The sequence below is a fragment of the Alcaligenes sp. Marseille-Q7550 genome, from assembly GCF_965112015.1.
This window is the reverse complement of record NZ_CBCOPU010000003.1, coordinates 41,198-61,893: the sequence shown is the minus strand read 5'-3', so window position 1 is coordinate 61,893 and position 20,696 is coordinate 41,198. Positions and strand designations below refer to the sequence as shown.

At 66.5% G+C, this 20,696-nt stretch carries 13 protein-coding genes and 1 pseudogene; 7 read left to right on the top strand and 7 right to left on the bottom strand.

Going from position 1 to position 20,696, the window contains the following annotated elements:
- Positions 1-33 precede the first annotated feature (33 nt).
- From ACWPWO_RS16775 to ACWPWO_RS16755, 5 genes are all read right to left on the bottom strand, one after another.
- Positions 34-1,329, bottom strand: coding sequence for an aspartate carbamoyltransferase (locus ACWPWO_RS16775; protein ID WP_394060129.1), 1,296 nt, complete (start codon positions 1,327-1,329; stop codon positions 34-36).
- 150 nt (positions 1,330-1,479) lie between these two features.
- Positions 1,480-1,932 carry a hypothetical protein gene (locus ACWPWO_RS16770; protein ID WP_454007563.1) on the bottom strand — a complete coding sequence of 151 codons (453 nt, stop codon included), beginning with the start codon at positions 1,930-1,932 and terminating at the stop codon, positions 1,480-1,482.
- A gap of 9 nt (positions 1,933-1,941) precedes the next feature.
- A complete protein-coding gene (locus ACWPWO_RS16765; protein WP_394060132.1) occupies positions 1,942-2,538 on the bottom strand; it encodes a SecDF P1 head subdomain-containing protein in 597 nt (198 codons plus the stop codon).
- A 72-nt stretch (positions 2,539-2,610) separates the two neighbouring features.
- Positions 2,611-4,779, bottom strand: coding sequence for a penicillin-binding protein 1C (gene pbpC / locus ACWPWO_RS16760; protein WP_454007562.1), 2,169 nt, complete (start codon positions 4,777-4,779; stop codon positions 2,611-2,613).
- The gene (locus tag ACWPWO_RS16755; RefSeq protein ID WP_454007561.1) at positions 4,763-10,669 is read right to left on the bottom strand and encodes an alpha-2-macroglobulin family protein; all 5,907 of its coding nucleotides are present in this window, start codon (positions 10,667-10,669) and stop codon (positions 4,763-4,765) included. Before ACWPWO_RS16755 ends, pbpC begins: the two co-directional genes overlap by 17 nt.
- 359 nt (positions 10,670-11,028) lie before the next feature.
- Here ACWPWO_RS16755 and ACWPWO_RS16750 point away from each other — a divergent pair, with 359 nt between their 5' ends.
- Positions 11,029-11,577 (top strand): hypothetical protein, encoded by a 549-nt coding sequence (locus ACWPWO_RS16750; protein ID WP_454007560.1) that lies wholly within the window; start codon positions 11,029-11,031, stop codon positions 11,575-11,577.
- A gap of 19 nt (positions 11,578-11,596) precedes the next feature.
- Here the strand turns inward: ACWPWO_RS16750 and ACWPWO_RS16745 are convergent, their stop codons facing one another.
- Complete coding sequence (locus ACWPWO_RS16745) at positions 11,597-12,745, bottom strand: NAD(P)H-dependent flavin oxidoreductase (protein ID WP_454007559.1); 1,149 nt, start codon at positions 12,743-12,745, stop codon at positions 11,597-11,599.
- Between the two features lie 112 nt (positions 12,746-12,857).
- Positions 12,858-14,279: an oxygen-independent coproporphyrinogen III oxidase gene (gene hemN, locus ACWPWO_RS16740; RefSeq protein WP_394060142.1), complete on the bottom strand. Its 1,422-nt coding sequence runs from the start codon at positions 14,277-14,279 to the stop codon at positions 12,858-12,860.
- A 196-nt stretch (positions 14,280-14,475) separates the two neighbouring features.
- Between hemN and ACWPWO_RS16735 the strand changes: the two are divergent.
- The 6 genes and pseudogenes from ACWPWO_RS16735 (at position 14,476) to mnhG (ending at position 20,550) form a co-directional block, all read left to right on the top strand.
- Positions 14,476-17,402, top strand: a pseudogene (locus tag ACWPWO_RS16735) (monovalent cation/H+ antiporter subunit A).
- Complete coding sequence (locus tag ACWPWO_RS16730) at positions 17,402-17,743, top strand: Na+/H+ antiporter subunit C (protein ID WP_454007558.1); 342 nt, start codon at positions 17,402-17,404, stop codon at positions 17,741-17,743. Before ACWPWO_RS16735 ends, ACWPWO_RS16730 begins: the two are co-directional and overlap by 1 nt.
- Positions 17,740-19,374, top strand: coding sequence for a monovalent cation/H+ antiporter subunit D (locus ACWPWO_RS16725; protein ID WP_454007557.1), 1,635 nt, complete (start codon positions 17,740-17,742; stop codon positions 19,372-19,374). The genes ACWPWO_RS16730 and ACWPWO_RS16725 overlap by 4 nt, the downstream gene beginning before the upstream one ends.
- Entirely contained in the window at positions 19,374-19,859 is a 486-nt protein-coding gene (locus ACWPWO_RS16720) for a Na+/H+ antiporter subunit E (RefSeq protein WP_454007556.1), read from the top strand. The genes ACWPWO_RS16725 and ACWPWO_RS16720 overlap by 1 nt, the downstream gene beginning before the upstream one ends.
- Positions 19,856-20,137, top strand: a complete 282-nt coding sequence (locus ACWPWO_RS16715) for a K+/H+ antiporter subunit F (RefSeq protein ID WP_454007555.1) — start codon at positions 19,856-19,858, stop codon at positions 20,135-20,137. The genes ACWPWO_RS16720 and ACWPWO_RS16715 overlap by 4 nt, the downstream gene beginning before the upstream one ends.
- Positions 20,134-20,550, top strand: coding sequence for a monovalent cation/H(+) antiporter subunit G (mnhG, locus tag ACWPWO_RS16710; protein WP_454007554.1), 417 nt, complete (start codon positions 20,134-20,136; stop codon positions 20,548-20,550). The genes ACWPWO_RS16715 and mnhG overlap by 4 nt, the downstream gene beginning before the upstream one ends.
- The last annotated feature ends 146 nt before the right edge of the window (positions 20,551-20,696 follow it).

The window sequence follows — 20,696 nt, the reverse complement described above, 5'->3', positions numbered from 1 at the left end:
GCGGGCGCGGGGGGCCGCAGCCGCGGCGGCGCGTCAGTACATGCCGTGGAAGACCGCGTCGTCGGGGCCGACGTGCGAAGGCGGACTCCAGGTGACATCGCGCATGGAATGCTGCACCAGGGTCTCCACGCCCAGCAACACGGCGAAGATGGCCATGCGCACCGGGATGCCATTGTCGGCCTGGCGGAAGATGGCCAGGCGCGGATCATGGTTCAGGTCCACGCTCAGGTCATGCGCGCCTTCACGGCTGTCGCGCGGCAGCGGATGCATGACGATCACGTCGGGCCCGCAGCACTGGTCGATGATGGCCTTGTTGACCTGGAAATCCGCGGTGTAGCTGTCGCCCTGGCCTTCCGCGAAACGCTCCTTCTGCACGCGGGTGGCGTAGATCACGTCCACGCCAGGCAGACCTTTTTCCAGGGAATGCGTCTGTTCGATCACGTGCTTGCCCTGCTTGGCCACCTGCTGCACGATGTCCTCGGGCATTTCCAGGCCGGGGGGCGAGATCAGGGTGAACTTCAGGCCGCGGTACATGCCCAGCAGCTTGATCAGGGAATGTACCGTGCGGCCGTATTTCAGGTCGCCCACCATGGCGATGTGCGCGCCGTCCAACAGCTTGCCCAGGCGGGAAAACTCGGTGCTGATGGTGTAGAGGTCCAGCAGGGCCTGGCTGGGGTGCTCCCCGGCGCCGTCGCCGCCGTTGACCACGGGGATGTTGGTGGCGCGGGCGAATTCGGCCACCGAGCCTTGCTCGGGGTGGCGGATCACCATGGCGTCCACATAGCCGCTCATCACGCGGCTGGTGTCATAGATGGATTCGCCCTTGGCCATGGACGAGAACGTGAAGCCGGTAGTGTCGCAGACAGAGCCGCCAAGACGGCAGAAAGCGGCGCCGAAGCTGACGCGGGTGCGGGTCGAGGCCTCGAAGAACAGGTTGCCCAGCACGGCGCCTTCCAGCACGCGCGACACTTTCTGGCGGCGCGCGATGGGCTGCATGATGTCGGCCAGGCTGCACAGCTCTTCCACGGTTTCGCGCGTGAACTGGTCCACCGACAGCAACTGGTGCTTGCCGCCGACGGCGATACGGTCACGCAGCGGACCGGACTGTGCGCTCTGCGCATATTTATTGAGCAGGGCTTCGTTTTCCACGATTTCCGTCACGAAGCGCTGCACCACTTCCGGCATGGCCCGCGACTCCAGCGAGCCTTCCGGCAACAGCCATGTATCCAGGGCGCGCCGCTTGACGCCGATGCGGGCGGCGAATACGTCGCGGGTCAGGTTCAGGCGACGCATCGCATCGCGCAAAAATACTTGTTGGGAAACGGCCATGTGGAGTGCTCGCTATATTAATATACGCAATGCGTATATTTTAAAACCGGGAGCAGCAAAATAGCGAGCAGGAAAACAGGCAATTAGAAAAAATACAACGCAAGCCCGACAAGCAGGCCGGCCAAGAGCTCGTGGAGCCGGCGGCAAGGCTCAGAGACGCAGTTCCTGCGGGAAAATCTGAGGCATGCCGAAATCGGGAATCGCGGCGCTGTCCTCGTCCTGAGGAGCTGAATCGACCCAATCGCTATGCTGGTACGCAAAGCTGGCCACCCCCAGCGTGCCCCACAACCCCAGCAGGAACACCGCCAGGCTCAGCGCCAGGAAGAAGGCGGAACAGAATGCGGGAATCCAGGCCCAGCGCCGTCCGGTCGAGGACATCCGCCAGGCGGCCGTCCAGTGGCTCCAGCACAAGGCCAGGAAGGCGGAGACCAGGCCCATCATGAACACCGCCAGCGGAATGCGCAGCCACTCGGGCATGAAGACGGAATTGACCACGCCGCTGGCCATCAGCATGATGGTCAGCAGCGCGACGCCGTGCATGGTCGCCAGCACCCGGAACGAAAGCACATAAAAGGCCACGTTGCTGGGGATGGCTGGCTTCATGACGACGGTTTAATTGCTTTTCTGATTGGTGGTCGGCGTGGCCTGAGGCCCGGCGATGGCGCGCGCAGCGGCCATGGCGTTGGCTTCCGTACCCACCATGAAGATCAGGCGGCCGTCCTTGACGGGCGAGCTGTAGCTGGGAGCGGCCAGCATGGTGTCGCCCACCACCAGCGCCAGGCGCTTCCTGGGGTTCTGGGTGGTGACCTGCAGCAGGCGCTGTGCCGCCTCGGGAGTCAGGTTCAGAGCCAGCAGGCCTTCCTTGCTGTCGTTGGTGCCCGCCTGCACGCCGGTCAGGTCGTCGCGCACGATGATGGCGCGCGGATTCACATAAAGGGCGCCATTGGGCTGTACGTCCACGCGGGCCCAGCCGCTCTGGGGCTGCGTGTCCGCCAGGAAGACCTGGACGGGAGCGACCTGCTGCTGCGCGCCGGAAGGCTGGGCGCCGCCGGTCTGGCCGGCCTGGGCGGCCGTGGAGGGGGTCTGCGCCGCCGTGGTGCTGGACGAGCCGGCTTGGTCAGCGGGTTTTTGCTGGACAGTCTGGCAAGCGGCCAGCGCCACCAGGCCGATAGGCGCCAGGAATCGGGCAAGCGTGCGTAAAGTCATCATTCTGAAGGTCCCCCCTCTTTGCAAAAATTCAACATGACTTGCAGTGTAGCAGTCATGTAACAGTGAAAGCGGTTAATCTTTGTTAAGCCTGCCCGGCAGGGCGCCGCGCACCTGCACGCGCACCTGGTCCCGCAGCTTGCCCTGTCCGTCCTTGAGCTCGATGCGGACATTGCCCGGCCTCAGCGGCAGGCGCGCCTGGCTCCCTCGCGCGACCTCGCGGCCGTCCACCCACCAGGCCAGCGGCAGGGCGTCGCTGCCCTGCCCCTGCGCCAACAGGCGCATCTGCTGGTTCTGCGGCGGAATATCCGGATCCAGGGCCAGGATGGTGCCGTCGACCGGCTCGGCAATGCGCAGCGGCCCGGCATAGGCCTGGCCCGCATTGGCCAGCTCTATCACGTCGGTCTGCGTCCCTTCCAGGAAGTATTCGCGTCGCTGCGCCTCCACCGCCGGCTCGTAACGGATGTCACGGACCGCCACGCCTTCGGGCATGGCCGGCGGACGGCTGGGCCGGCCGCGGTTCAAGGCCGCCATGACCTCATGCCAGATGGGCGCCGCGCCGCTGACTCCGGACACGTCCTGCATGCTTTCGCCCGCGCTGTTGCCCACCCACACGCCCACCGTGTAGTCCTGCGACCACCCCATGGCCCAGTTGTCGCGCATGTCCTTGCTGGTGCCGGTCTTGGCCGCCGACCAGAAAGGGGTGCTCAAGGCGCTGTCCAGTCCAAAAGTCATCACTCGGGCCTGCCGGTCGGACAGCATGTCGCCCACGATCCAGGCGGCAGCGGGCTCCATCACGGGCCTGAGCTGGGCCGGCGGCGCATCCAGCCGTGTACGAACCTCCTGGGCCCGCCCCTGGTTGGCCAGGACGCGATATGCATTGGTCAATTGCAACAAAGTGACATCAGCGCTGCCCAGCGCCAGGCTGTAGCCGTAATAATCGCCCTCCTGGCGCAGGTCCATCCCCAGGTCCCGCAGGCGCTGCACCAGCGCTTGCGGCCCCAGCAAGGTCAGCACGCGGACCGCGGGGATATTCAGCGAGGACCCGAGCGCGGTGCGCGCGCTGGTCCAGCCGACGAATTGCTTGTCGTAATTCTGCGGTATGTAGAGCCCGTTGCCGGTAGGCAGATTCAAGGCCGAGTCCTGCAGCAGCGAGGCGGCCGTCAGCATGCGCCTTTCAATGGCCAGTTCGTACAGGAACGGCTTGAGGGTGGAGCCCGCCTGGCGCAGCGAGCGGGCGTGGTCCACCTGATCGGCCTGCGACAGATCGCCGCTGGAACCCAGATACGCCAGCACCTGCCCGCTGCGATTGTCCAGCACGACCACGGCGGCGTCGCGCACGCGCGCGGTGCGCAGGTCAAGCAGATGACGCCGCACGCTGGCCGCCACCAGGGCCTGCAGGCGCGCATCCAGCGTGGTGCGCAAGCTGTCGCCCGCCTGCAGGTCCTTGTCCTGCTCGATGACCCAGCGGGCGAAGTGAGGCGCCTGGTCCGCCTGCCCGAAAGGAGGCTGGGCGGCGCGCCGCAGCGCCACCGTCACCAGATTGCCCAGGCCGCGGCATTCCTGGCCGCGCCCCATGTCCTGCAAAGTCATGCAGGCGCGCCGCTCCACGGTGAGCGCCGAGGCATTGGGACCGCGCAGCAGCACGGCGGCGATGGCCGATTCGCGCACATCCAGCGCCGCCGCCTGTTTCTGGAACAAGGTGCGCGACAAGGCATCCACGCCGACCAGTTCGCCGCGAAACGCCACGCGGTTCAAATAGGCTTCGAGGATCTGCGGCTTGCTCCAACTGTCTTCCAGGGACTGCGCCGCCACCACCTGGTCCAGCTTCTGCCACAGGGAACGGCCGCCTCGACCGGCCGCCAGGTCCTGGTCCAGCAGACCGGCCAACTGCATCGTGATGGTTGAGGCGCCGCGGGCCCGGCCCGATACCAGCCCCTCCCAGGCCGCCGACCCGACAGACCACCAGTCCACTCCGCCGTGCGACTCGAAGCGGCGGTCTTCGGACACCAGCACGGCGCGCTGCAAGGCCGGGGATATATGCTCCAGGTCCACCCATTGCCCGCGCCGCTGCCTGAAATCCCGCCGCACGCTCTGCAGCAGCACGCCGTGGCGGTCCAGGACCTGGATGTCGGAAGAGCGGTGCGCCTGGCGCACCTGCTCATAGGAGGGCAGCGCCGCCGCCGGGCCGGCCAGCAAGGCCAGGCCCAGCAGCAGGGCGCTGTGTTCACGGCGCAGGCGCATCCACCACATCCAGCGTGCCGGCATTGGGCCAGACGGCGAAGACATCAGGCTCGTACAGCGCCTCCACCCGCGTGGCCGGCAGCACGAACTGGCCGACCGTGTTCAGGCGCACCGTGTATTCCACCGTGGTGGTGCCTTCCGGGAAGCGCTCGTAGTAGGCGCGATAGCCGTCGAAGCGGCGCTCCACGAAGGCGGGCCAGGCCACGCCTTCGTTGCGCTCGCCTTCGGTCGCCAGTGCCGAGTCGCGTCCCAGGCCGCTGCCCAGGATGGTGGCGCCGGCCGGGATGGGATCGGATACCACCACCCAGCTTGCCGGCCCCTGGGCCTTGACCGTCAGGGTGATGCGGGCAATGTCGCCGCGGCTCCAGACGCCGGGCTTGGCCTGCTCGACCGCCTTCATGCTGCGCTCCACGCTCAGCCCGGCCGCAATGGGCTTGTCCACCGGCACGGCGGCCAGCGAACGCACGTCCACCCAGGCCTTGCCCTCGCCCATCAGCTCGACGCTCAGGTCATCGGCTTCGGGACCGCGCCAGGGCACATCGATCCGGGTCGAGCGCACGCCCTGGCGATTGGGCGTCAAGGCGTCCCAATCCACGACCTGGGCGCTTTCCGACCCCAGGATCACCATGGACTGGCCATGGACAGGATGTTCGTAATGGCGGCTGAACTGCTCGATCGCCAGCCCGGCCAGCAGATTCTCCGTGGTCATGCCCCAGGCGCCGCGCCGCTGCTCCAGCAGCAGCCCCTGCGCCAGGCGCGGCATGTCCTCGGCCCAGTCAGGCTGACCGCTCATCTGCATCATCAGGCGGGCCTGGTTGGTGACGCGGCTGCTCATCGTCCAGGGATCGCCGTTGAGGCGATCCTCGCCGAAGACCAGACGCGTGCCGCGGCTGACCAGGCGCGCCTGGATCAGGTCCAGGGCCTGCCGGCGGGTCTGCTCGGCCTGCTTGATGCCGGGCAGGCGCTGCGTCAGGTCCACCCAGGCAAGCAGGGTTTCGGTCGGCCAGCTCTGCAGATTGGGTTCGACCGAGTCGACCATGTTGACGCGCGCCATGCCATAGCGGGCCAGGATGGAGGTCAGGCGGACCAGCTCGATGTCCCGATCCTGACGGGAGGCCTTGCGCGAGTCCTGCAGACGGCCGTTGACCGCATTCTGCAGACCTTGCAGCATCTCATGTCGATACACCTCGGGAATGGCGAAGTTCAGGCCCTGAGCCTGCGCCATGTCGCTGATTTCCAGGATGTAGGCCGTCAGGACGCGACTGCCGGAGGCGTAGGGGCTTGGGAAATAGCGCAGCAGTCCGTCCTGGGTGATGTAGGACGGGATGCGCTGCATCAGGGCCGCCCAATCCTGCTCGGCGCGCAGGCCCAGCGAACGCGAAGCCAGCTGCTCGAAGCAGGTGTAAGGGTAGCGCTCGAACCAGGCGCGCACGCCTTCCAGCCCTCCGCCCAGCGAGGAGCGGAACAGCATCTGCAGACCGCCCTGGATGCGGCCCTGCTCGTCGCGCAAGGCGCCGGCCGGCGCCTGCACCGGCAAAGTCAGGGCCTGTTCGGCCGAAACGGCGGCCAGCGTGGCCTGCTGGACCGACACCTGCGTGGCGGGGAAGATTTCCTGCTTGATGGCCAGGCGATCCTGGGCGGGCCGGGTCGCGCCCGGCTGGCCCAGCTCGCGGGCCTGGACTGTCCAGCCCAGGATGTGCGAAGGCGCCGTGCCGCTGGAGGCGGGTACCGTCATGGGCCAGGATACGAGGGCCGCCGAACCGGAAGCCAGCTCGATGGTCTTGGCCGGCAGGCTGGCGCCCGGCAGCCCGGCTCCATCATATTGGGCCTGCAGCTCCACCTTCATGGCGCGCGGGCTGCTGTTGCGCACCGTGACCTGCGCCTCGTAGCGATCCCCCTCGCGGGCGATGGCCGGCAAGGCCGAAATGATCTGCAGGTCCTGCGTGGTCCCCATCTCGGCCGAGCCGGTGCCGAAGCGTTTGCCGCCCAGGTCGGCGACGGCCACGATGCGGTACCGCGTCAAGGCGTCCTTCAGCGGCACCGTGACGGTGGCGCGGCCCTGCTCATCCAGTTCCACATTGCCTTTCCAGAGCAGCAAGGTGTCCAGCAGCTCGCGGGTCGGGCTCTTGCCGCCGCCCCCGCCGGCCGGGACCGCCTTGCGGCCATAGTGCCGGCGTCCCACGATCTCGGACTGCGCCGTGGCTGTCAGCACGTTGTAGTTGCGCAAAGCGCGCATGGCGCCCAGCAGGTCCCACGACCCGTTGGGGCTCAGCTCCAGCAAGGCCTGATCCACCGCGGCCAGTGCGACGGAGGCCCCGGCAGCCGGAGCGCCATCCTTGCCCAGCACCTGGATGTCCACCTTGGCCTGCTCGCGGATCGCGTACTGCGAGCGGTCCGTGCTCACCTTCACGTCCAGGGCGTCCTGCTGACTGGTGACCTCGATGCCCGCCAGGCCGAAACGATAGGTCGGCTTGGACAGGTCCACCGAGGTGGTCGGCGCCACGAACTCGCCGCCGCCTTCCGAATAGGCCTTGTACCAGTTCAACGGCTGGCTCCAGCCCCAGGTGAAGAAGGAATACCAGGGCACTTCGCGCAGGCGGCCGCGCAGGACCAGCACCGACACATAGACATTGGGTCCCCATTCGGGCTTGATGTCCACGCTGACCGTGGGATTCTCGCCCTCCAGCTGGACCACGCGGGCCTGCAGCACGCCTTCACGCTCCACGGAGACCAGCGCCGTGGCCTCGCGGAACGGCATGCGGACCTGGAACTGGGCCTGCTCGCCGGGCTCCCAGCTCTTGCGGGCCGGGATCACATCGATGCGGTCGTCGTTCTGGCCGCCGAACCACAATTCGCCCGAGCCGCTGACCCAGACGCTGCTGGCGGCCACGGACTCGCGGCCCTGGGCGTCGCTGGCGACGGCGCGCAGCTCGACCTGTCCGCCCTTCTCCAGCTTGACCTCGCACTGCAGCAGGCCGCGCTCGTCGCTGCGGCCCTTGCACAGCGTACCCAGGTCCTGACGCTCCTCCTGATTGTCGTAGCTGTAGAAGCCGCCCACCATGCGCTTGCGGGTGGAGTAGCGCACCACGTTGGCCGCATCCACGCGTACCGCGGCATCCTTCACGGGCTTGCCGTCGGGGCTGAGCGCCAGCACCGTCAGCGTCGTGCTGGAGCCGGCCTTCAGCCAGCTGCCGGCGCGCAGTCCGGCCACCACGTCGGCCGGCCATACCGGCACGGTCTGCATCAATGTCTGGATTTCGCCATTGGGATCGGCGAAGGTCGCTTCCACCACGAACTCGGAAGGCTGTTTCACCGCCGGCAGTTCCTTGAGTTCCGCCCGCAGGCCGCCCTGGGCGTCAAGCTGGAAGCGTTTCTTGTTCAGGAACACGCGCGGCTCGGAGGACGCACTGTCGCCCTCGTCCGGTGCGGCAAAGGTGAAATCATCGTAGGCGCTGAACGAAGGCGCGCGGGTGCGCACCACGCCGGAAAGCTGCACGGGCAGGAAGTCGGCCGGGCCTCCGGACAGGTACTGCAACTGCATGTCCGCCTGCATGGATTCGGGCCGCACCAGATAGGGATGCGCCTGCCCGTCGCTCAATTTGAGCGAGCCGCCCAGCACGGGCAGCTTGAATTCCTCGACGCGGAACTCGCCGAAGGAAAAATACTGATCGTCGCCCTGCGTGGACAGGGTGTATACGCCCAGCTCCGCGTCCTTGGGGATCTTCCAGTCATTCAGGGCGAACGTGCTGCCGGCGGCCGTAGTGTGCCACTTCAAGGGCAGCTCGATCCGCTTGCCCGTGCCCTGGTGCTCCAGGACCATGGTGCTGGGGTAGCGGTCGGGCGCGGCGAAACCGGAGCGCACGCGATCAGTCAGATAGTGTTTCATGTGCACCACTTCGCCGGCGCGGAACAGGTTGCGGTCCAGCACGGTGTGGGCCACCATGCCGTCGCGGCTGCCCCAGGCGTAAGGCACATTGAAACGCCAAGGCTCGATGCCCGAATTCCAGTCGCTGAACGCGAAGCTGAAATCGTCCTTGCCGCGGGCCATGGGATTGTCCTTGTCGATGCGAGCCGTCACGTACAGGCCGGAGAGTTGGCTGTCATCACAGTAATCCACGGCCGCCACAGGCTGGGGATGGTGGAACAGCCCGTTCTCGTCAGTCCGGCCCTCCACCAGCTCTTCGCCGCGGCAGTTCATGACGCGCACCAGCGCGCCTGGCACGACCTTGGCGTCATCCAGGGTCGTGACCCAGACCATCAGGTCATCGCCCCCTTTCTTGATATGCACGCCCAGGTTGGTGACCAGGGCCGAGGTGCGCACATACATGGTCTTGCCCGATTCCAGCAGGGATGCGCCCAGCCGCGGCGAGGCCACTTCCAGCACGTGAAAGCCAGGCTCGCGCAGCGGCACGCCGACCAGTTCGAAAGGACGCTCGCCCTTCTGGTCCATGCCGGGCAAGGTCAGTTGCTGAACCTTCTGGCCCTTGAGCAAGGATTCGCCGCGCAGGTCCAGCATGCCATTCTCGTCAACGGGGCCGTTGACCTTGTAGCCGTTCCCCATGAGGGTCCTCAGGCGTTCGGCCTGGATATTCCAGCCGTAGTCCAGCTGGCGCAGGCGCGCATACCACTCCAGCACCTGCTTGTCGTCGCGCAGCACCATGTCGCCCACCTGACCGGCCGACACCACCATGTCCTGCGTGACCAGGTTGGGCTCCACATTGCGCAGGCTCAAGCCCAGGGCCGGCGGATCCGAATCGTCCGAGCCTTCGTACGAAGCATGGCCGAAACGCTCCACGATGCCGAACGGCTCCACGGCGAACTTGACCAGCGGCGGATACGTGCCGGTGCGCACGCCCTGCGTCAGCAGCTCCGGATTGCTCAGGCTGCGGCCGGCATCGTCCTTCAGGCCGGACGGAGCCACGATCTGCAACTGCGCGTTCTCGGGAAACGGCCCTTCGAAACGCACCGTATCGCTCGCGCCGCGATCCTGCCAGCCCTCGCCCTCGTCGGATGCGGGCTTCCATTCCTGCGAGCCCGCCTTCAGGCGGAACTGGGACAGTTGTTCATACTCCACGGCCGAGGAGAACTGCACGCTCAGGCTGCCTACCGGAGTGCAGGGAGCGTCCGCGCGTTCGCGCAGGCAGGACAGCGACGCGCTGAACGCCGGGCGCACCGAGAAATCAAAGGCATAGCGATCCGAACTGGGCACGCCCTTGCGATTGGCGATCTTGGTCAGGATGCCGGGATCCAGCACCACCGACACGTCGGCGCCCGCCGGCAAGGTGCGCGCGCACTGCACGGCCTGGTAGCGCTCGTCCACCTCGTCCACGTAGTATTCGGACTTGATCAAGGCGTCGCGCTGGGCCGCATCCAGCGTCTTCAGGGGAATGCGCTCGCCTATGCCTTCCACGCGGCAATAGCCGTGCTTGACCAGCGAGGCGGCATCCACGGGAGCCGTGAAGCTGAACAGGAAGGCCTGGTCTTCGGAGATGGTCGAATAGTACGGGCGGTTGCTGTCCAGAACGGGGCCGCCGGAGTTGAAGCGGTACTGCGCCGGGCCGCTGATGGCCTCGCCCGACAGGCTGCGGAACGTCGTGGAGACGGTCGCGGTGCAACTGAGGCCCGGACCTGGCCGCTCCGTGAATTCGTAGATCCAGCGGCGCGCGTCCAGCCAGCGTCCCTGGCCGGTGACCTCGGGATCGTCGCATTGCACCAGCACGGGCGGCGGCAGCTGCGAATCGCCGAAGCGCACGACCGGGGCGGCAAAAGTGACTTTGACGTCCCGCAGCTCGCTGGTCGCTCCCTTGGGCGAAAAGCTGCTGAAGGACACGGCCTGGGCGCACGTCGCGCCCGCCAAAAGCGTCAAACCAAGCAAAGCGTGGCGCTTCATCGTTCTTCCCCTGTAGACGAACTGTTTTCGGCGCACAGTGTAGAGGAAATCGGTCCGCCTGAGGCAGGCAAACCTGGGCCGTATCCGCCACCGCCGCGCCATCCCCGGTTCCACTGCGGGCCGAGCCCGCGTAGAGTCCTGATTCGATGTGCATTTGACGAGTCTGACGCATTTGAAAGCAAAGATTTCAAATGCGTCCAAAGGTGCTGATTCAGGCCCGCGGGCCCGGCCGGCACTATCATGGGCATCGGTTTTGCCAGCCAACCCCCCGGTCTGGAAAACAGCCGCCGCGCCCTCATATACTACTCGGGTCGCACGGTTTTGCGGCCTTTGCCAGAATCTGTTTTCAGGACATGCCCATGAGCCCAATAACGCTGGAGAAACTGGACGACATCCGCAACGACTGCCGCAAACTGGTCAGCCAGCGCGCCTTGCTGTCGGCTGCCGCGGCCGTGGTGCCCATTCCGGGCGTGGACGTGGGCACGGACGTCGCCATCCTGATGAAAATCATCCCCATGATCAACGCCCGCTTCGGCCTGTCGGCCGAGGACGTGGAAAGCCTGAGCCCGGAATTGAAGAAACTGGTGATCGTGGGCGGCGCCAGCATGGGCGTGGGCCTGGTGGGCCGGGTGCTGACGACCGACCGGGTCGTCAATATGCTGGTGCGCATGGGAGCCAAGAAACTGGCCGGCAAATACGGCGCCAAGTATGTGCCGCTGATCGGCAGCGCGATCTCATCCACGATCAGTTTCGTGGTGCTGCGCAAGGTGGGCAACCAGCACATCGATGAATGCTACGAGACTGCCCGCCGGCTCCTGCTGGAGCAACAACGCCAGCACGCCGTCCATACGCTGGATGGCCATGCCGACGGGCTGATTCGCGAGGTCGGCGACTCCGGCGCACGATGAGCCGGGGCCGCCGAAGGGCTCAGCCCGCCGCCGGCTGGACGGCGTCGGAGCTGCGCCCGTTGAGCATGTAATCCATCAATTCGCGCACCGACTTCATGGCCTTGCCGAAGGGCAAAGCCTCCGAGCTCCGGAAGAACAGGCCGCGCTGCACATCGCCCTGCAAGGCGTAGGCCAGCTGTCGGTCGATGCAGAACTGCCCATGGCGCTGCACGCCGTCGCGCAGGCCGCAATGCGCCAGGCAGTCGAAGCCTTCCGTGCAGGGCCGCTCGCGCGCCACGGACTGCAGCTTGCTTTCCTTGTGCAGGTAGGCGTCCAGCCACGGCGTGCGCACGGCGCGCGCCGGCAGGCCGGCCACGCTCATGAAGGTGACGATGTCCTTGGGCTCGGCGTCGAGCAGGACGCGCTTGAAATTGACGTGGGCGTCGCCTTCGGAGGTGACCGCGAAAGCCGTGCCCAGCTGGACGCCGTCCGCGCCCCAACCCATCAGTTCGCGCACCTGCTCGGGGCGGTACACCCCGCCGGCGGCGATCAGGGGGATGCGTTCGGCTTCCAGGCCCAGCTCGCGGAACAGGGCCCGGCACCCCTCCAGCACGCGTTTGAACGCATATTCAGGCTTGCTGAGCGACCGGTCGTCGGGCGCGCCCAGGTGCCCCGCGGCGTAACGCGGGTTCTCGATGACCACGGCGTCGGGCAGGCGTTTGCGGCGCAGCCACTTCTTGATCAGCAGCGTGACCCCGCGCACGTCGGACAGGATGGGGATCAGGGCCACCTTGGGATGGTCCTGGACCAGTTCAGGCAGGTCCAGCGGCAGGACGGCGAACACCACCACCGCATCCGCTCCGCTTTCGCAGGACTGGCGCACATAGGCCGGATACTGGGACACGGCTTTCATGACATTGACCGCCACCGCGCCCTGCCCGCCCGAGCGCTCCCTCGCACTGCAGATCTCGCGGTCCAGGGCCTGCAGATTGACGGCGTCCACCACGTCCTTGGGCACGTCGCCCCGGGTATTGTCCATGAGGTCGTCATGGTGACGCCGCAGGTCCACGCTGGAAATCGTTCCCAACCCGCCCAGCGCCGCCACCGCGCCGGCCAGCCGGGACGCCGAGATGCCGACCCCCATGCCCCCCTGGACGATGGGCAGAAGCAGTTTTCCCTTCAGGGACATGAGACGCAAATCCGTCTTTAGCACGATGTTATACCTTAAGTTGATGCAAGAAGCTGCCCGGCCACGTCGGGGCCGGGAACAGGGCAATGGACGTCGGCCGGCGGCCGGTGCGTCAGATCAGGCGGGAGTAGCGGGCCGTCGTGGCCTGGGCCAGGTATTTGTCGAACACCATGCTCAGGGCGCGCACGAACAGGCGGCCCTTGGGCAGCACGCGGATGGACTCGCCGTCCACCGCCACCAGGCCGGCTTCTTCGTAGGTGTGCAGCTCCTGCAGTTCCGTGGCGAAATAGCTGGCGAAGTCGATGCCGTAGCGCGCCTCCAGGCGGGCGATTTGCACCGGCACGCTGCACATCAGGTTCATGATGATTTCAGCGCGCAGCCGGTCGTCCTGCTGCATGACGATGCCCCGCTCCACGGGAATGCGGCCGCGGTCCAGGTCTGCATAGTAATTGCGCAGGCTGCGAACGTTCTGCACATGCATGGGGCCCACATGGCCGATGGAGGACACCCCGAAGGACACCAGGTCGCAGGAAGCGCGCGTGGTGTAGCCCTGGAAGTTGCGGTGCAGACTGCCGTCCAGGCGCGCCAGGTTCAATTCATCCGTGGGCAGCGCGAAATGATCCAGGCCGATATAGACATAGCCGGCGTCCAGCAGGCGCTGCGAGGACATCAGGAACAGCTGCAGGCGCTGCTCGGCGTCGGGCAGGTCGGCCTCGCGTATCAGGCGCTGGGCCTTGAAACGATTGGGCAGGTGCGCATAGTTGTATAAGGCGATGCGGTCGGGGCGCAGTTCCACCAGTGAATCGATGGTGGCCGCGAAACTGTCCAGGCTCTGCAGCGGCAGGCCGTAGATGAGGTCGGTATTGATGGACTGGAAGCCCGCGGCGCGGCCGTCCTGCACGGCGCGGCGCACCATGTCGAAGGGCTGGATGCGGTTGACGGCCTCCTGAACGCGCGGATCGAAATCCTGCACGCCGAAGCTGGTGCGATTGAAGCCCAGTTCCGCCAGGCCCTGCAAGGTGCCGTCGGCCAGGGTGCGCGGATCGATCTCTATGCCCAGCTCGGCATCGGGCGTAAACTGGAAACGCGCCTGCAGGCGTTCCATCAGCCGCGCCAGTTGCGCATGTTCCAGGAAAGTGGGCGAACCCCCGCCCAGGTGCAGTTGTTCGGTGCGCCGGTCCTCGCCCATATACTGGGTGACCATGTCGATCTCGCGCAGCAGGTAGCGCAGATACTGTTCGCTCTTGCTGCGGTCCTGGGTGATGACCTTGTTGCAGGCGCAAAAGTAGCACAAGGACTGGCAGAACGGAATGTGCAGGTACACCGACAAGGGCGGGTTGCTGCTGCTCAGGGCGCGGCGCGAGAGTTCATGTATATAGGGCTGCGCAGGAAAATCCTGAAAGAAGCGATCGGCCGTCGGGTAGGATGTGTAGCGCGGGCCGGTGCGGTCGAAACGCCGGATCAGGGCTTCGGAGATTTCGATGTCGGGATTGCCGAGCGCCGGTGCGTCGGGTTCTTCCAGGATACTGGGCATGGCGGATTCTCCAGCAAGAGGCCTTTTCTTCTTGATAAGCACTCATTGTGAGAGAAAACCCTGGCGAGCCAATTGACCTGCATCAAGACCGCGACAAGTAAAAAATTTACTTTTTTAGCTGACGACAGGCTGACATTAGCGTCATATATCGTATCATTAAGCGCTAACCGCCTAATTTACCGCCCGTTGGAGCCTGATGTATCTGCTCGTGATCCTAGCGCTGCCCTTTGCCGGCAGCTTGCTATCTTCCCTGCTGCCCGCGCATGCGCGAAACTTCAGGCCTCCCTGGCCGGCGCCGTCGCAGTCTCCTGTGCCCTCCTCACCCTGTACGCCTATCCCGACGTCGCCCGCGGCGAGGTCATCGAATCCTCGCGCGCCTGGATTCCCGCCCACGGCCTGACCTTCAAGCTGCGCATGGATGGCTACGCCTGGCTGTTCAGCTTCATCATCACGGCCATGGGCGCGCTCATCGCCCTCTATGCCCACTACTACCTGTCCGCCCAGGACCCCGTGCGGCGCTTCTTCGCCTTTCTGCAGGCCTTCATGGGCTCGATGCTGGGCGTGGTGCTTTCGGGCAACCTGATCCAGCTGGTGGTCTTCTGGGAGCTGACCAGCCTGTCCTCCTTCATGCTGATCGCCTATTGGTATCACCGCATGGACGCCCGGCGCGGCGCGCGCATGTCGCTGGTGATCACCGGCACGGGCGGCTTCTGCCTGCTGGCCGGCGTGCTGATGCTCGGCCAGGCGGCCGGCAGCTACGACCTGGGCGTGGTGCTCGAATCGGGCGAGCAGATACGCAACCACCCCTGGTACACCGTCATGCTGGTGCTGATCGCCCTGGGCGCGCTCAGCAAAAGCGCCCAGTTCCCCTTCCATATATGGCTGCCGCATGCCAGGGCCGCGCCCACGGCGGTGTCCGCCTACCTGCACTCGGCCACCATGGTCAAGGCCGGGGTATTCCTGCTGGCGCGCCTGTGGCCGGTGCTGTCAGGCACCACCGAATGGGCCTTCATCATCGGCGGGGCGGGCCTGTGCTCGCTGACCCTGGGAGCCTACGTGGCCATGTTCCAGCGCGACATGAAAGGCGTGCTGGCCTACTCCACCATCAGCCACCTGGGGCTGATCACCCTGCTGCTGGGCCTGAACAGCCCGCTGGCGCTGGTGGCCGCCCTGTTCCACATGATGAACCACGCCACCTTCAAGGCCTCGCTCTTCATGGCCGCCGGCATCGTGGACCATGAAACGGGCACGCGCAACCTGAACCGCCTGTCCGGACTGCGCCACGCCATGCCCCTGACGGCCACGCTGGCCACGGTGGCGGCCGCCGCCATGGCGGGCGTGCCGCTGCTCAACGGCTTCATCTCCAAGGAGATGTTCTTCGCCGAGACCATCCTGGCCGGCAACGGCAGCACCTGGGAATACCTGCTGCCGGGCGTGGCCGTGGTGGCCGGCTCCTTCAGCGTGGCCTATTCGCTGCGCTTCATCGCCCAGGTCTTCTTCGGTCCGGTCGCCACCGACCTGCCGCGCAAGCCCCACGAACCGCCGCGCCAGATGCTCATTCCCAGCGCCATCCTGGTGCTGACCTGTCTGCTGGTGGGCGTGATTCCGGGCCTGACCTTCGGTCCCTTCCTGCATACCGCGGCCAACGCCATCCTGGGACTGGAAACCCCTGAATACGACCTGGCCCTGTGGCACGGCGTCAACCTGCCCCTGATCATGAGCCTGGTCGCCACCCTGGCCGGGGTGATCCTGGTTCTGCTCATCAACCGCTTCTACCGCAACCGCCAGGGCCGCACGCCCCTGCTCACGCGCGCCGACGGCCGCCGCCTGTTCGAGCTGACCATGGAATACCTGGAAGTCGCGGCCAACTGGGCCGCGGGCAAGCTGTATTCGCCGCGGCTGCAGCGCCAGATCCTGCTGATCCTGGTCGTGACCCTGTGCGTGGCCGCGCTGCCGCTGACCCGCGGCGACTGGATCAAGACCGTGCGCTTCACGCCCCTGGATCCCCTCTTCGCCCTGATGTGGGCCGTGGGCGTTCTGTGCGCGATCGGCGCGGCGCGCCAGGCCAAGTTCCACCGCCCCGCCTCGCTGCTGCTGGCCGGCGGCGCCGGCCTGGTCACAAGTCTCACCTACGCCTGGCTGTCGGCGCCCGACCTGGCCCTGACGCAGCTGGCCGTGGAAGTGGTGACCATGGTGCTGATCCTGTTGGGCCTGCGCTGGCTGCCGCAGCGCGTCAGCGACATGCCCGGCAGCACCGGGCACAGCGGCCGCGCGCTGTTGCGCCGCGGCCGCGACCTGACCATCGCCGTCCTGGCCGGGGCCGGCGTCGCGGCGCTGGCCTTCGCCGTCATGACCCGCCCGCACCCCAGCGGCATCTCTCCCTTCTTCGTGGAAAAATCCCTGCCACTGGGCGGCGGCGCCAACGTGGTGAACGTCATCCTGGTGGACTTCCGCGGCTTCGACACCTTCGGCGAGATCACCGTGCTGGGCATCGTGGCCATCACCGTGTTCGCGCTGCTGCGCCGCTTCCGTCCGCCTGTCGAAGCCATCGCCATGCCGCTGGTGCGCCGCCAGAACGTGCGCGACACGCACGAAGCGGTCTTCTCCGCCCCCGTCCCGGAACCTTTGCTGCCCGCCGCCTTCTTCCCCTTCCCCGCCGTGCTGCTGCGCCTGCTGCTGCCGGTCGCCACGCTAATCTCCCTGTATTTCCTGCTGCGCGGCCACAACCTGCCGGGCGGCGGCTTCGTGGCCGGCCTGATCATGGCCACGGCCATCATCCTGCAGTACATGGTCAGCGGCGTGGTCTGGATGGAGTCGCGTCCGCTCATCCAGCCCCAGACCTGGATCGCCGTCGGCCTGCTGACGGCGGGCTTTGCCGCCATGCTGGTCTGGTGGTTCAACAAGCCCTTCCTGTCCGCCCAGAGCTGGGACCTGCACCTGCCGCTGGTCGGCGAGGTCCACACCTCCAGCGCCCTGATCTTCGACATCGGCGTCTTCATGCTGGTCATCGGCTCGACCATCCTGATGCTGGTCGCCCTGGCCCACCAGTCGCTGCGCTTCTACCGCAAGCTGCCGGCGGCGCGCCCCGCTTCGGCCTCTTCTTCCGCGACGGAGCAAAACTAATGGAAATCGTCCTCTCTATCGCCATCGGCGTGCTCGCGGGCTCGGGCGTCTGGCTGCTGCTGCGCCCGCGCACCTTCCAGGTCATCATGGGCCTGGCCCTGGTGTCCTATGCCGTCAACCTGTTCATCTTCAGCATGGGCCGGCTCAAGATCAGCGCCGCTCCGGTCATCAATGCCGGCGAGGCCGTCGCCGACTATGCCGACCCGCTTCCCCAGGCCCTGGTGCTGACCGCCATCGTGATCGGCTTTGCCACCACGGCCCTGTTTCTCGTCGTCCTGCTGGCCAGCCGCGGCCTGACGGGCACGGACCACGTCGACGGTCGCGAGGAAGACGATCTGTGAACCTGCTGAACCAACACCTGCCGATTCTCCCCGTCGCCATTCCCATGATGGCGGCGGCGCTGATGATCATGCTGCGCGACAAGCGCCGCCACTACAAGCTGCTGATCGCCTTCGCCTCCCTGCTGGCCCAGTTGTTCTGCGCCGTCTACCTGCTCCTGCTGGCCGATGGCACGCTGGCGCCCATCTGGCCGCAGGCCGTGGGCGTCTATCTGCTGGGCGACTGGCCCGCGCCTTTCGGCATCGTCCTGGTGGTGGACCGGCTCTCGGCCCTGATGCTGGTGCTGACCAATGTGCTGGCCTTCTGCTGCTGGTTCTATTCCCTTGCGCGCTGGGACCGCGTCGGCGTGCACTTCCACCCGCTGTTCCAGCTCCTGCTCATGGGCCTGAACGGCGCCTTCCTGACCGGCGACCTGTTCAACCTGTTCGTCTTCTTCGAAGTGCTGCTGGCGGCCTCCTACGGCCTGATGCTGCACGGCTCGGGTCCCGCGCGGGTCAGCGCCGGCCTGCATTACATCGCCGTCAACCTGGTGTCCTCCTTCCTGCTGCTGATCGCCATCGCCATGATCTACGGCGTGACGGGCACGCTGAACATGGCCGATCTGGCCCTGCGCGCCGGCTCGCTGCCCAACTCGGACCGCCTGCTGTTCGAATCGGCCATCGCCGTGCTGGGCATCGCCTTCCTGATCAAGGCCGCCGCCTGGCCCCTGAACTTCTGGCTGCCCGGCGCCTACGGCAATGCCAGCGCGCCCGTGGCCGCCATGTTCGCCATCATGACCAAGGTCGGCATCTACGCCTTGCTGCGCATCGGCTCGCTGCTGCTGCCCACGGGCGCGCCGGCCGCCTTCGGCGGCGCCTGGATGTTCCCGGCCGGCATCGCCACGCTGGCCGTGGGCGCGGTGGGCATGCTGGCGGCCCGGCAGCCCGAACGCCTGGCCAGCTACAGCATCATCGTCTCCTCGGGCACGCTGCTGGCGGCGCTGGGCATGCCCGGCGTCATCCTGACCGGGCCGGCGCTGTACTACATGCTCAGCAGCGTGATGGCGCTGGGCGCCTTCTTCCTGCTGCTGGAACTGGTCAGCCGCACCAAGCCCTTCGGGGCCGACCTGCTGGCGGTCAGCCAGGAGGTATTCGACGTGGACGATCCGGAATCCGAGGACCACAGCGATGACGTGGTGGGCCTGGCCATCCCCGGCGTCATGGTCTTTCTGGGCATGTCCTTCATCGCCTGCGCCCTGCTCATCGTGGGCCTGCCGCCGCTCTCGGGCTTCGTGGCCAAGCTGTCCCTGCTGACGGCCGCCCTCAAGGCCTCGGGCCAGTCGCCCGAACCGCTCAACGCCTGGATCCTGACCGGCGCCGTGCTGCTGTCTGGCGTGGCCGGCCTGATCGCCATGGTGCGCACCGGCATACGCCTGTTCTGGAGCAACAGCGACATGGCCATCCCGCGCCTGAAACTGATCGAAGCCGCCCCCATCGGCGCGATCATCCTGGCCTGCGCCGTGCTGAGCTGGCACGCGGGCCCCATCACCACCTACCCGGAGCAGACGGCCCGTCAACTGGACGAGCCGCGCACCTACATCGGCTCGGTGCTGCGCCAGAACCCCTTGCGTCCTGTTGAAGCGGGAGGCCTGTGATGAAGCGCTCCATCAAGCACCTGTTCCTGCCCCTGCTGCTGCTGGCCATCTGGCTGCTGCTGAACGACTCGCTGTCCGCCGGCTACGTGGTGCTGGGCATTCTTCTGGCCATCTGGCTGAGCCTGGCGGCCATTCCGTTCCGCCCCGTCAAGGCCAGCATGCGCCGTCCCCTGGTCGCGCTCAAGCTGATCGGCCAGGTCGCCTGGGACATCGTCCTGTCCAATATCGCCGTGGGTCGCATCGTCCTGAAGGGCCCCCAGGCGCCCCGGCCGGGCTTTTTGCGCATCCCCCTGCGCATGACCGACCCGCACGGCCTGGCCGCCCTGGCCTGCATCATCACCTACACTCCCGGCACGGTATGGTCGGGCTTTGACGAGGACAGCAACACCCTGACCCTGCACATCCTGGACCTGCAGGACGAGCAGGTCTGGCTCGACACCATTCAGAAGCGCTACGAAGCACCGCTGCTGGAGATTTTCCAATGATCGATATCGTCTACTGGGCCTGCCAGTTCGCCCTGGGCTGTTTCGTGCTGGGCATGTGCTGCGCCGTCGTGCGCCTGCTCAAAGGTCCCTCGGCCGCCGACCGGGTGCTGGCGCTGGACACCATGTACATCAACGGCATGCTCGCTCTGCTGGCCTTGGGCATCCGCTTCGATTCCAACCTGTATTTCGACATCGCCCTGCTGATCGCCCTGTTCGGCTTCGTGGGCTCGGCGGCCATGGCCAAGTTCCTGCTGCGCGCGGAGGTCATCGAACCATGAACACCACTGCTCTGCTGCCCTGGTGGCTGGCCATCCCGGTCGCCCTGCTGCTGGTGCTCAGCGGCCTCGTGTCCCTGATCGGCTCGGCGGGCCTGCTGCGCCTGAAACATTTCTATTCACGCATCCATGCGCCCACCCTGGGCAACACACTGGGCGTGTTCTTCATGATCCTGGCGGTGGCCATCAGCTCCAGCTACCTGCTGAGCCGCCCCATCCTGCATCCCATCATCATCACCCTGCTGCTGGTCATCACCTCGCCGGTGACGGCCATCCTGTTGATGCGCGCGGCCATCAAGCGCGAACTGCGCCAGCGCCTGGCCGACTATGCGCCGGACGAGCCCGGCTACATGAGCGTGCCCAACAAGGCGCCGTCCCCGCCTGTCGATGATGCAGGCACCGCGCCGCGTCCTTAGGACTGCGCAAGAACCTCGAGCCGGTTCCCGCGTCCGATCTCAGGCATTGGACAACTTCCCTTGCACCCTGTTACAGGAAGGGCGCTTATACTAGGTCGTGAGCCTGCCCGCAAACCCTCGCGGGCGGAAATCTTCCGGATCAGGGG